The organism is Flavobacterium soyae (assembly GCF_045348165.1).
Classification (GTDB): Bacteria; Bacteroidota; Bacteroidia; order Flavobacteriales; family Flavobacteriaceae; genus Flavobacterium; species Flavobacterium soyae.
On sequence record NZ_CP150845.1, the window covers coordinates 2,290,608 to 2,303,688 of the forward strand.

The 13,081-nt window shown below is 34.6% G+C and carries 13 protein-coding genes and 4 tRNA genes; all 17 read left to right on the forward strand.

Features of this window, described 5'->3' with window-relative positions:
• Positions 1–67 precede the first annotated feature (67 nt).
• Positions 68–943, forward strand: coding sequence for a ComEA family DNA-binding protein (locus AABD74_RS09895; RefSeq protein ID WP_406845417.1), 876 nt, complete (start codon positions 68–70; stop codon positions 941–943).
• A gap of 14 nt (positions 944–957) precedes the next feature.
• A complete protein-coding gene (locus tag AABD74_RS09900; protein ID WP_232682879.1) occupies positions 958–2,100 on the forward strand; it encodes an acyl-CoA dehydrogenase family protein in 1,143 nt (380 codons plus the stop codon).
• A 275-nt stretch (positions 2,101–2,375) separates the two neighbouring features.
• Positions 2,376–2,570 (forward strand): 30S ribosomal protein S21, encoded by a 195-nt coding sequence (rpsU, locus tag AABD74_RS09905; protein WP_012024008.1) that lies wholly within the window; start codon positions 2,376–2,378, stop codon positions 2,568–2,570.
• Between the two features lie 136 nt (positions 2,571–2,706).
• Positions 2,707–3,600: a tyrosine-type recombinase/integrase gene (locus AABD74_RS09910; protein ID WP_406845418.1), complete on the forward strand. Its 894-nt coding sequence runs from the start codon at positions 2,707–2,709 to the stop codon at positions 3,598–3,600.
• Positions 3,601–3,634: 34 nt separating this feature from the next.
• Positions 3,635–3,937 carry a ribosome hibernation-promoting factor, HPF/YfiA family gene (hpf, locus tag AABD74_RS09915; RefSeq protein ID WP_042564006.1) on the forward strand — a complete coding sequence of 101 codons (303 nt, stop codon included), beginning with the start codon at positions 3,635–3,637 and terminating at the stop codon, positions 3,935–3,937.
• A gap of 90 nt (positions 3,938–4,027) precedes the next feature.
• Positions 4,028–4,101 (forward strand) — tRNA-Thr (locus AABD74_RS09920).
• A gap of 123 nt (positions 4,102–4,224) precedes the next feature.
• Positions 4,225–4,305: transfer RNA gene (locus AABD74_RS09925), tRNA-Tyr, on the forward strand.
• Between the two features lie 115 nt (positions 4,306–4,420).
• Positions 4,421–4,492 (forward strand) — tRNA-Thr (locus tag AABD74_RS09930).
• Between the two features lie 55 nt (positions 4,493–4,547).
• Positions 4,548–5,735 (forward strand): elongation factor Tu, encoded by a 1,188-nt coding sequence (tuf, locus tag AABD74_RS09935; protein WP_109192121.1) that lies wholly within the window; start codon positions 4,548–4,550, stop codon positions 5,733–5,735.
• Between the two features lie 62 nt (positions 5,736–5,797).
• Positions 5,798–5,868 (forward strand) — tRNA-Trp (locus tag AABD74_RS09940).
• 19 nt (positions 5,869–5,887) lie between these two features.
• A complete protein-coding gene (secE, locus tag AABD74_RS09945) occupies positions 5,888–6,085 on the forward strand; it encodes a preprotein translocase subunit SecE (RefSeq protein WP_008466927.1) in 198 nt (65 codons plus the stop codon).
• 10 nt (positions 6,086–6,095) lie between these two features.
• Complete coding sequence (gene nusG, locus AABD74_RS09950) at positions 6,096–6,647, forward strand: transcription termination/antitermination protein NusG (RefSeq protein WP_007807444.1); 552 nt, start codon at positions 6,096–6,098, stop codon at positions 6,645–6,647.
• 66 nt (positions 6,648–6,713) lie between these two features.
• The gene (gene rplK / locus AABD74_RS09955) at positions 6,714–7,151 is read left to right on the forward strand and encodes a 50S ribosomal protein L11 (protein WP_026713295.1); all 438 of its coding nucleotides are present in this window, start codon (positions 6,714–6,716) and stop codon (positions 7,149–7,151) included.
• A gap of 13 nt (positions 7,152–7,164) precedes the next feature.
• Positions 7,165–7,854, forward strand: a complete 690-nt coding sequence (rplA, locus tag AABD74_RS09960) for a 50S ribosomal protein L1 (RefSeq protein WP_012024013.1) — start codon at positions 7,165–7,167, stop codon at positions 7,852–7,854.
• A 22-nt stretch (positions 7,855–7,876) separates the two neighbouring features.
• On the forward strand, positions 7,877–8,377 hold the full coding sequence (gene rplJ / locus AABD74_RS09965; RefSeq protein WP_035651992.1) for a 50S ribosomal protein L10: 501 nt from the start codon (positions 7,877–7,879) through the stop codon (positions 8,375–8,377).
• 92 nt (positions 8,378–8,469) lie between these two features.
• Complete coding sequence (gene rplL / locus AABD74_RS09970) at positions 8,470–8,841, forward strand: 50S ribosomal protein L7/L12 (RefSeq protein WP_025572412.1); 372 nt, start codon at positions 8,470–8,472, stop codon at positions 8,839–8,841.
• 264 nt (positions 8,842–9,105) lie between these two features.
• Complete coding sequence (rpoB, locus tag AABD74_RS09975) at positions 9,106–12,918, forward strand: DNA-directed RNA polymerase subunit beta (protein WP_232682876.1); 3,813 nt, start codon at positions 9,106–9,108, stop codon at positions 12,916–12,918.
• Positions 12,919–13,081 lie beyond the last annotated feature (163 nt).

A 13,081-nucleotide genomic window follows, 5' to 3' on the forward strand; every position in this document is an offset into this window, starting at 1 on the left:
AAAATATTATCCCGTATTTTATGCCTTTTATAATATCAATACATTTATAACAACCACAAATTTCAAGATGTTCAAGCAATTTTTTAAATTTACTAGTCAGCAAAGAATTGGTATTTTTTTACTTTTTATAATTATTATCGCATTGCAGTTAATTTATTTCTTTGCTGATTTCAATCAGTCTGAAGTAACTTTTTCTGAAGAAGATAAATGGCTGTCCCTGCAAAAAGAAATTGATGCAGCGAAAGAGATAAAATATAATGAGAAGCAAAAGGTATATACTTTTAATCCTAATTTCATTTCTGATTATAAAGGATACAAACTCGGAATGTCTGTTGAAGAAATAGACCGTTTATTAGCATTCCGAAAAGAAGATAAATATGTAAATTCAGCCGAAGAGTTTCAAAAAGTAACTCAAATCTCAGATTCATTATTAAAGGTAATGTCTCCATTGTTTAAATTCCCGGATTGGACACAAAAGAAAAACGACTTTAAGACGGAGAAAAAAGAATATGTTCAAAAAACATTTTCTAAAAAAGAAAACGTAATAATTAAAGACATAAATGAAGCCAGTCAGGAAGATTTAATTGCAATATATGGTATTGGAGAAGCATTGTCTTCAAGAATATTAAAACAGAAAGAAACTTTAGGCGGTTTTGTTTCTATGGAACAGCTCGAAGAAGTTTGGGGACTTTCGCCAGAAGTTATAACACAGCTAAATAGCCATTTTAAGGTTGTTATACCAGCAGGTTTTAAGAAGATTGCCATAAACGACGCGACATTAAAAGAATTAGCACAATTTCCGTACTTTAAATATTTTCTTGCAAAACAAATTGTCACATATAGAAGTATGAATGGAAATTTCAATAATATTGAGGATTTATCAAAAATTAAAGGTTTTCCTGTTGAAAAAGCAAAAATAATTAGTTTATATTTGGAGTTCTAAAAAATTAGTAAATAATGAATTTTGATTATAACGAAATGCAGTCTATGATTGCCCAATCTATAAAAGACTTTGCAGAAAAGAATATAAAACCCTATATAATGGAGTGGGATGAAGCCCAGATTTTTCCAGTTGATTTATTTAAAAAACTTGGAGAAATGGGATTTATGGGGGTTTTAGTGCCCGAAGAATATGGAGGGTCCGGATTAGGTTATCACGAATATGTTACAGTTGTTGAGGAGATTTCGAAAGTAGATCCTTCAATTGGTTTATCAGTAGCAGCACATAATTCGCTTTGTACAAACCATATTTTGACATTTGGAAACGAAGAACAAAAGAAAAAGTATTTACCAAAACTCGCTACTGCAGAATATATTGGCGCCTGGGGCTTAACAGAACATAATACAGGTTCTGATGCAGGAGGAATGAATACAACTGCAGTTAAAGATGGAGATTTCTGGGTTATTAATGGGGCTAAAAACTTTATAACGCATGCTATTTCTGGAGATGTAGCGGTTGTAATTGTAAGAACGGGAGAAAAAGGAGATTCTAAAGGAATGACTGCTTTTGTTTTAGAAAAAGGAATGGCAGGATTTTCTTCTGGTAAAAAAGAAAATAAATTAGGAATGCGTGCAAGTGAAACTGCCGAGTTGGTTTTTGATAATTGCCGGGTTCCAGATGCAAACAGATTGGGAGAAGTTGGGCAGGGATTTGTTCAGGCAATGAAAATTTTAGACGGAGGCCGAATTTCAATTGGAGCCTTATCATTAGGAATTGCAAAAGGGGCTTATGAAGCTGCATTAAAATATTCAAAAGAAAGATATCAGTTTGGTCAGCCAATCAGTAGTTTTCAGGGAATTTCATTTAAACTGGCCGATATGGCAACAGAAATCGAAGCCTCTGAATTGTTACTGCACAAAGCTGCATATTTAAAACAACAGCACAAACCCGTTACGACTTCTGGTGCAATGGCAAAAATGTATGCTTCAGAAGCTTGTGTGAAAATTGCAAATGAAGCAGTACAGATTCACGGAGGTTATGGTTACACAAAAGATTTTCCGGTAGAGAAATTCTATAGAGATTCTAAATTGTGTACTATTGGAGAAGGAACAACTGAAATTCAAAAATTAGTTATCTCGAGAAATTTGTTGAAAGAATAAAGAATAAAGAATAAAGAATAAAGAATAAAGAATAAAGAATAAAGAATAAAGAATAAAGAATAAAGAATAAAGAATAAAGAATAAAGAATAAAGAATAAAGAATAAAGAATAAAGAATAAAGAATAAAGAATAAAGAATAAAGAATATTATATCTATATATCTTGCTACTTTGATTCTTTTCTCTTTTTTCAAAAAAAAATAATTCATAATTTATAACTAATAATTAATAATTAATTTTTACATTTGCAGCCTTAACGAGAGGAGGTGTCTATATTATGTTAATTATACCAATTAAAGACGGAGAAAATATCGATAGAGCATTAAAGCGCTATAAAAGAAAATTTGATAAAACAGGAACTGTTCGTCAATTAAGAGCACGTACTGCTTTTATTAAACCTTCTGTTGTAAAAAGAGCTCAAATTCAAAAAGCTGCTTACATTCAAACTTTGAAAGATAGTTTAGAAAGTTAGTATTTCGCTTTTCAAAAATAATTACCGTTAGTCATCAAAAAGTTTTAACTTTGATGCTAACGGTTTTTTTTTTTTTTTTTTTTTAATCTTCTTGTGGTTTATATATAATAGGTATAAATCAAAAAAAAACTTTCTTATGAAATCAAATAAAGAAGCTTTTCGTGATTATTTACAGCTGGAAAAAAAATATTCTCCACATACAGTTAATGCTTATTTGAACGATATAAATTTTTTTGAAGAATTTAATAAATCTCGTTTTGAGCAGGAAAATGTTGAGAAGGTTAATTATAGTCAGGTAAGAAGCTGGATAGTTTCTTTAGTCGATCAGGAAATTTCTAATGTTTCTGTAAATCGAAAAATGGCTTCCTTAAAAGCCTTTTATAAATTTCTTTTAAAGATTAAGCAGATAGATGTAAATCCAATGCTTAAACATAAAGCACTTAAAACACCTAAAATTGTCCAGATTCCGTTTTCGGAAAAGGAAATAAATGATTTAATGCTTGGGGTAGATTCTCCTTCTGGGTTTGAAGAAATAAGAGATAAGCTTATTGTTGATCTTTTTTATACAACGGGGATGCGTCGGGCAGAATTAATAGGTTTGATGGTAAAAAATGTTGATTTATCTTCAAATCTTATTAAGGTATTAGGAAAAAGAAATAAAGAGCGAATTATTCCGCTTCTGCCTATTGTTGCAGACCAGATTGATTTGTATTTAAAAGAAAGACTGGGGGTTGGGGAAATTGTGGATTTGGATTATTTTTTTATTTCGAAAAAAGGGTTAAAATTGAGTGAATCGTTTGTGTATCGATTAATAAATTGTTACTTTAGTAGGGTCTCTGAAAAGGTAAAAAAAAGTCCTCACGTGCTTCGGCATACTTTTGCGACTCACTTATTAAATAACGGAGCAGATTTAAATTCAGTTAAGGAGTTATTAGGGCATTCGAGTCTGGCATCTACGCAAGTTTATACTCATAATAGTTTAGCAGAGCTTAAAAAAGTTTATTCAGATGCTCATCCGAGAAATAAATAATAATTCTGAAATGTTTAACCCTAAAATTATTATTATGAAGGTAGATGTTCATGCAGTTAACTTTACTGTCGACAGAAAATTGGTGGATTTTATTCAAGAAAGAATGGATAAACTTGAAAAGTATTACGACCGAGTAGTTTCGGCTGATGTTTTTTTAAAAGTTGAAAGAACAAGTGATAAGGAGAATAAGGCGGTAGAGATTAAGATTAATGTTCCGGGAGATGAATTTTTGGTTAAAAAGCAATGTAAAACCTTTGAGGAAGCAGTTGAACTTTCGGCAGAATCTTTAGAACGTTTACTGGTAAAAAGGAAAGAAAAAATCAGAGCACATATTTAATTGAAATTTTTTTAAAAAAATGTTTTGATTCAAAGATAAAATAGCTACATTTGCAGTCCGTTAGAAATAGCGGACTTTTTTAATGTATTCGCCGATGTAGCTCAGCTGGCTAGAGCAGCTGATTTGTAATCAGCAGGTCGTGGGTTCGAGTCCCTCTATCGGCTCAAAAATATTTCAAATGCAATTTGAAATAGGTTCTTTTAAAATATTGAAAAACAGAAATTTACGACAAAAAAAACAGTTTTGAGATTGATTTAAAGCGGTAAATTTGAAATTGTAAATTATTAGGGGAGATACTCAAGCGGCCAACGAGGGCAGACTGTAAATCTGCTGTGTGAACTTCGCAGGTTCGAATCCTGCTCTCCCCACGATTTTGATTTCAGATTAATGATTTCGGAATTTAGGTTTAAGAGAAAATGAACTCGATTCATTTTTTTTGTTTTAATCTAAAATCAATAATCTAAAATCTAAAATTGAAACTCTGCCGGTGTAGCTCAGGGGTAGAGTGCTTCCTTGGTAAGGAAGAGGTCTCGGGTTCAAATCCCGACATTGGCTCAAGTAAGTAGGAAATTGAAAATTAATATATAACTAAGATTAAAAATTAAGTAAAATGGCAAAGGAGAATTTTAATCGTTCCAAACCGCACTTAAACATAGGTACAATTGGACACGTGGATCACGGAAAAACTACATTAACTGCTGCAATTACAAAAGTATTGTCAGATGCTGGTTACTGTCAAGCAAAATCGTTTGATCAAATCGATAACGCTCCAGAGGAGAAAGAAAGAGGTATTACTATTAATACATCACACGTAGAGTATGAAACTGCTAACCGTCACTACGCTCACGTTGACTGTCCTGGTCACGCGGATTACGTAAAGAACATGGTTACTGGTGCTGCTCAAATGGACGGAGCTATCTTAGTAGTTGCTGCTACAGATGGTCCAATGCCGCAAACTCGTGAGCACATCCTTTTAGGACGTCAGGTTGGTATTCCAAGAATCGTTGTTTTCATGAACAAAGTGGATATGGTTGATGATGCTGAGTTATTAGAGCTTGTTGAAATGGAAATTAGAGATTTATTATCTTTCTACGAATATGATGGAGATAATGGTCCTGTAGTTCAAGGTTCTGCTTTAGGAGGATTAAACAATGATCCAAACTGGGTACCTAAAATTATCGAATTAATGGAAGCTGTTGATAACTGGATCGAAGAGCCAGTACGTGACGTAGCTAAACCATTCTTGATGCCAGTTGAGGACGTATTTACAATTACAGGTCGTGGAACTGTTGCTACAGGTCGTATCGAAACTGGAGTTGCTAACACTGGAGATCCTGTTGAGATCATCGGTATGGGAGCTGAAAAATTAACTTCTACTATTACAGGAGTTGAGATGTTCCGTAAAATCCTTGACAGAGGTGAAGCTGGAGATAACGTAGGTTTATTGTTAAGAGGTATTGATAAAGCTGATATCAAAAGAGGTATGGTTATTATTAAGCCAGGTTCAGTAAAACCACACGCTAAATTCAAAGCTGAGGTTTATATCTTGAAAAAAGAAGAAGGTGGACGTCACACTCCATTCCACAATAACTACCGTCCACAGTTCTACGTACGTACAACTGACGTAACAGGAGTTATTACTTTACCAGCAGGTGTAGAGATGGTAATGCCAGGTGATAACTTAACTATTGAAGTTGCTTTATTAAGCCCAATCGCTATGAACGTAGGTTTACGTTTTGCTATCCGTGAGGGTGGTAGAACAGTAGGTGCTGGACAGGTTACTGAAATCGTAGAGTAATTCTATTATAATACAAAAAAAAGCCAGTTGATTTTCTTAACTGAAATCACTGGCTTTTAATTACGGGCGTAGTTCAAGGGTAGAATAGCGGTCTCCAAAACCGTTGATGGGGGTTCGAATCCCTCCGCCCGTGCAATAAAAAAATATATCAAATGACAAAAGTTACTAATTATTTATCAGAGGCTTTCGAAGAATTAAAGTCAAATGTTACTTGGCCTGCTTGGGCTGAAGTTCAAAAATTGACAATTGTTGTGGCTGTATTTTCGATTCTGTTCGCTTTGGCAACTTGGGGAGTAGACGAATTTTTTGCAAAAGCTTTGGCTGGATTTTTTAACTGGTTAAAGGGATAATTTTTTTGTGATGGCAGATAATAATGTGAAAAAATGGTATGTGGTTAGAGCTGTAAGCGGCCAGGAAAATAAGGTTAAAGCTTACATCGAAACTGAGATTGCCAGATTAGGTATGGGTGATTATGTTTCCCAAGTTTTAGTACCTACTGAGAAAGTGGTTACTGTAAAAGAAGGAAAAAAAATGTCTAAGGATAAAGTTTATTTTCCTGGATATGTTATGATCGAAGCTAACTTGGTTGGTGAGATACCTCATATTATTAAATCTATTACAAGTGTAATTGGTTTCTTGGGGGAGATTAAAGGAGGAGAACCTGTTCCTTTGAGATTGTCTGAGGTAAATCGTATGTTAGGTAAAGTAGATGAGTTAGCTGTAAATACAGATACTCGTGCTATTCCTTTCAGCTTAGGTGAAACAGTAAAAGTGATCGATGGTCCTTTTAATGGTTTCAATGGTACGGTTGAAAAAATCAATGAAGAAAAGCGTAAACTTGAAGTAATGGTTAAGATTTTCGGAAGAAAAACTCCATTAGAATTGAGCTTTATGCAAGTTGAAAAAGTATAATTTTTTGTTACATATAATATCTATCACAATCGCTTCCAATTGATTGTGATATTAAATTTTTTAAAAATGGCTAAAGAAATTAGTAAGGTAGTTAAACTACAAGTTAAGGGAGGTGCTGCGAACCCGTCGCCACCGGTTGGACCTGCTTTAGGAGCTGCTGGGGTTAATATCATGGAGTTTTGTAAGCAGTTTAATGCTAGAACTCAGGATAAACCTGGCAAAATTTGTCCAGTGCAAATCACTGTGTACAAAGACAAATCATTCGATTTTGTTGTTAAGACTCCTCCAGCAGCAGTTCAGTTAATGGAAGCTGCAAAGCTAAAATCTGGTTCTGGTGAGCCTAATCGTAAAAAAGTAGCTAGTGTTACTTGGGAACAAATTAGAGCTATTGCTGAAGACAAAATGCCTGACTTAAATGCTTTTACAGTAGAAAAAGCAATGAGTATGGTTGCTGGAACAGCTAGATCTATGGGTATAACTGTATCAGGAGATGCTCCTTTTTAATTAAGAAAAAGACATGGCAAAATTAACAAAAAAGCAAAAAGAGGCTGCTTCAAAAATTGAAAAGAACAAATTATACTCTCTAAAAGATGCTGCGGCATTATTGAAAGTTGTTGCTTCTGCAAAATTTGATGAGTCTGTTGATATCGCAGTTCGTTTGGGTGTAGATCCAAGAAAAGCGAATCAAATGGTAAGAGGTGTGGTAACTTTACCTCACGGAACAGGAAAGGATGTTAAAGTATTAGCATTGGTTACTCCGGATAAAGAGGCTGAAGCAAGAGAAGCTGGAGCAGATCATGTTGGTCTTGATGATTACCTGCAAAAAATTAAAGATGGCTGGACAGATGTTGATGTTATCATCACTATGCCGGCTGTTATGGGTAAATTAGGTCCGTTAGGTCGTATTTTAGGACCTAGAGGTTTAATGCCAAACCCTAAAACAGGTACTGTAACTATGGATGTTGCAAAAGCTGTTCAAGAAGTTAAAGCTGGTAAAATTGACTTTAAAGTTGATAAAACTGGTATCGTTCATGCAGGAATTGGTAAAGTTTCTTTTGGAGCTGAGCAAATTGTTGACAACGCACACGAAATTATTCAAACATTAATAAAACTTAAACCAACTGCTGCTAAAGGTACATACATTAAAGGTATTCACCTTACAAGCACTATGAGTCCTGCTATTGCATTAGACCCAAAAGCAGTATAATTGGTAGTTAAAAATTTTTAGTATGACTAGAGAAGAAAAATCAATCGCGATTGAAAATTTAACTGCGCAGTTAGCTGGTACAAATATCATTTATGTATCTGATATTTCTGGTTTAAACGCAGAGACAACTTCAAACTTGCGTAGAGCTTGCTTCAAAGCAGGTATCAAATTAGAGGTTGTAAAGAACACTTTGCTTGCTAAAGCAATGGAAGCTTCTGCTAATGATTATGGTGATTTACCTACAGTTTTAACTGGTAATAGTGCTATATTTATTTCTGATGTTGCTAACGCACCTGGAAAAATTATCAAAGATTTCCGTAAGAAATCTGATAAACCAGTTTTGAAAGGAGCATACATCAATTCTGAAGTATATATTGGAGATAATCAATTAGATGCATTAGCTACAATTAAATCTAAAGAAGAGCTTATTGGAGAAATCATTGGATTATTGCAATCTCCGGCTCAAAGAATTATTTCTGCTTTACAAAACAAATTCGCAGGAAGCGAAGAGGGAGCAGAGTAATTATAAATGTAAGAAAGAATACTTTCTTACGGCTTAATTAGCGCACAATAAATAAATTATATTTTTACAAATCATTTTAAACGATAGAAAAAATGGCAGATTTGAAACAATTCGCAGAACAATTAGTTAACTTAACAGTTAAAGAAGTTAACGAATTAGCAACAATATTAAAAGACGAGTATGGTATCGAGCCTGCTGCTGCAGCTGTAGTAGTTGCTGCTGGTGGTGGAGAAGGTGCTGCTGAAGAAGCACAAACTGAATTTACAGTTGTATTAAAAGAAGCTGGTGCTTCTAAATTAGCTGTTGTAAAATTAGTTAAAGAACTTACAGGTTTAGGTCTTAAAGAAGCTAAAGATGTAGTTGATGGTGCGCCAAGTACTGTTAAAGAAGGTGTTTCTAAAGAAGAGGCTGAAGGTCTTAAAAAATCATTAGAAGAAGCTGGAGCTGTTGTTGAGTTAAAATAACAAAACGCAGTTTAGAACTAGGTTTAGACCTTGGATGGAATCATCCAAGGGTCTAAACCATTTTTCGTATAATAAAATATATCAAGTTTTATTATCAAATAGTTTAAAATACGAAAAAGTTTTTGATCAATACGAAGAAAAAAAATATAACTTACTTTATCTGTTTATTTTTAAAGATGTATTGATTATAATAAGAAAGTATAGATTAAACAGTGTGTTTTACACAAAAAAATTACTTTTTTTTAATCAAAATTTTGTCCATTGATGATAACAAATCAGACTGAAAGATTGAATTTTGCCTCTACAAAAAATATTCCTGACTATCCGGACTTCCTAGATGTACAGGTTAAATCTTTTAAAGATTTCTTTCAATTAGAAACGAAATCTGACGAAAGAGGCAACGAAGGGTTATACAATACCTTCATGGAAAACTTCCCAATTACAGATACAAGAAATAACTTTGTATTGGAATTCCTAGATTATTTTGTTGATCCGCCGCGTTATACAATTCAAGAATGTATAGAGAGAGGTCTTACTTATAGTGTGCCTTTAAAAGCTAGGTTAAAACTATACTGTACAGATCCAGAACACGAAGATTTTGAAACAATTGTACAAGATGTATATCTTGGAACAATACCTTACATGACTCCTAGTGGTACTTTTGTTATTAATGGTGCCGAGCGTGTTGTAGTATCTCAATTACACCGTTCTCCAGGGGTTTTCTTTGGACAGTCATTCCACGCAAATGGAACTAAACTTTATTCTGCGAGAGTAATTCCTTTTAAAGGATCTTGGATAGAATTCTCTACAGATATTAACAGCGTAATGTACGCGTATATCGATAGAAAGAAAAAATTACCTGTAACAACTTTATTCCGTGCTATCGGATTCGAAAGAGATAAAGATATCTTAGAGATTTTCGACTTAGCTGAAGAAATTAAAGTTTCTAAAACAGGAATTAAGAAATATATTGGAAGAAGACTTGCTGCGCGTGTTTTGAACACATGGCATGAGGATTTCGTAGATGAGGATACTGGAGAGGTAGTTTCTATCGAGCGTAACGAAATCATCCTTGATCGTGATACAATTATCGACAAAGATAATGTTGAAGAGATCATCGATTCTAACGTAAAATCTATTTTGTTGCACAAAGAGGATAATAACCAAGCAGATTATGCTATTATCCACAACACGTTACAAAAAGATCCAACAAACTCTGAAAAAGAAGCTGTAGAGCACATTTACCGTCAGTTGCGTAACGCTGAACCGCCTGATGAGGAAACTGCTCGTGGTATTATAGATAAATTGTTCTTCTCTGATCAACGTTATAACTTAGGTGAAGTTGGTCGTTACAGAATGAACAAAAAATTAGATTTAGATATCCCTATGGATAAGCAAGTGCTTACTAAAGAGGATATCATTACAATTGTAAAATATTTGATCGAATTGATCAACTCTAAAGCAGAGATTGATGATATTGATCACTTATCAAACCGTCGTGTTAGAACAGTTGGTGAACAATTGTCTCAACAATTCGGTGTTGGTTTAGCACGTATGGCTAGAACTATTCGTGAGAGAATGAACGTTAGAGATAACGAGGTGTTTACACCAATTGATTTGATCAATGCTAAAACATTATCATCAGTTATCAACTCTTTCTTTGGAACTAACCAGTTATCTCAATTTATGGATCAAACGAATCCATTGGCTGAGATTACACACAAAAGAAGACTTTCTGCACTTGGACCAGGTGGACTTTCGAGAGAGAGAGCTGGTTTCGAGGTTCGTGACGTTCACTATACACACTATGGTCGTTTATGTCCGATTGAAACTCCTGAGGGACCAAACATTGGTTTGATTTCATCTCTTGGTGTTTATGCTAAAGTTAACGGAATGGGATTCATTGAAACTCCTTACCGTAAAGTAACTAATGGTGTAGTTGATTTAGAAAGTACCCCAGTTTACTTAAGTGCTGAAGAAGAAGAAGGTAAAATGATTGCTCAGGCAAACATTGAAATGGATGCTTCTGGTAAAATTACAGCAAGCAATGTTATTGCTCGTGAGGAAGGTGACTTCCCAGTTGTTGAGCCATCAGTAGTTCATTATACAGACGTTGCTCCTAACCAGATTGCATCGATTTCTGCGTCATTAATTCCTTTCTTGGAGCATGATGATGCGAACCGTGCGTTGATGGGATCAAACATGATGCGTCAGGCAGTTCCTTTGATCCGTCCTGAAGCACCGATTGTTGGTACAGGTTTAGAGCGTCAGGTAGCTTCAGATTCAAGAGTATTGATTAATGCTGAAGGGCATGGTACTGTTGAATATGTAGATGCTAATATCATTACTATTAAATACGATCGTACAGAAGACGAGAGAATGGTAAGTTTTGATGCTGATGAGAAAACATACAACCTTATTAAATTTAGAAAAACCAATCAAGGTACAAGTATTAACTTGAAACCAATCGTAAGAAGAGGTGACAGAGTTATTCCTGGACAAGTATTATCAGAAGGATATGCTACTCAAAATGGAGAATTAGCTTTAGGTAGAAACTTAAAAGTTGCGTTCATGCCATGGAAAGGGTATAATTTCGAGGATGCGATTGTAATTTCTGAAAAAGTAGTTCGTGATGATATTTTTACATCTATCCACGTTGATGATTATTCATTAGAGGTTAGAGATACTAAGTTAGGAAACGAAGAGTTAACAAACGATATTCCTAACGTTTCTGAAGAAGCTACTAAAGATTTAGATGAAAACGGTATGATTAGAATTGGAGCAGAGGTTAAGCCTGGCGACATTTTGATCGGAAAAATTACACCAAAAGGGGAATCAGATCCAACTCCAGAGGAGAAATTGCTTCGTGCAATCTTCGGGGATAAAGCAGGTGATGTAAAAGATGCTTCATTAAAAGCTTCTCCATCTTTACATGGTGTAGTTCTTGACAAAAAATTATTTGCAAGAGCCGTAAAAGATAAACGTAAACGTACTCAGGATAAAGACGCTTTAGGCGCTTTAGAAATGGAATTCGAAACTAAATTTGTTGAATTAAAAGACAGATTAGTTGAGAAATTATTCTTGATCGTTAACGGAAAAACATCTCAGGGTGTAATGAACGATTTGGGTGAAGAAGTTTTGCCAAAAGGTAAAAAATATACTCAAAAAATGCTTTACGCAGTAGAGGATTTTGCTCACTTAAGTAAAGGTCAATGGGTTGCTGATGATGCTACAAATAAAATGGTTAATGATTTAATTCATAACTATAAAATTAAGCTGAACGACTTACAAGGAGCTTTAAGAAGAGAGAAATTCACTATTACAGTTGGAGATGAATTACCATCTGGAATCTTGAAATTGGCTAAAATCTATATTGCTAAAAAACGTAAGTTAAAAGTGGGTGATAAAATGGCAGGACGTCACGGTAACAAAGGTATTGTTGCAAGAATCGTTCGTCATGAAGATATGCCTTTCTTAGAAGATGGAACACCAGTAGATATCGTATTGAATCCACTTGGAGTACCTTCACGTATGAACATTGGTCAGATTTATGAGACTGTTCTTGGATGGGCTGGTATGAACTTGGGTAGAAAATTTGCTACTCCAATTTTCGACGGAGCTTCTCTTGACGAAATCAATGCCTTGACTGATGAAGCTAACGTACCACGTTTCGGACATACTTACCTATTTGATGGTGGTACTGGAGAGCGTTTTGCACAAAAAGCAACTGTGGGTGTAATTTACATGCTTAAATTAGGACACATGGTTGATGATAAGATGCACGCACGTTCTATCGGACCATACTCATTGATTACGCAGCAGCCACTTGGAGGTAAGGCTCAATTTGGAGGTCAGCGTTTTGGAGAGATGGAGGTTTGGGCACTTGAGGCTTATGGAGCTTCTAGTACACTACGTGAAATCTTAACTGTTAAGTCTGATGACGTTATTGGTAGAGCTAAAACTTACGAAGCTATCGTTAAGGGAGAAACTATGCCAGAACCAGGTTTACCAGAATCATTCAATGTATTAATGCACGAATTGAAAGGTCTAGGATTAGATCTTCGTTTGGAAGAATAATAAAAAATGTAGAGACGTGATTAATCACGTCTCTACATTCGTAATTTATAAAAGTTTTTAAAGATTTATACCCGTAACCCGTTCCGATTTTTTATAACAATGCGAGGCATTTTATAACTAGCACTTCAAATAAGAATTTGAAGTTTAGAGAAGTAACCCGAGG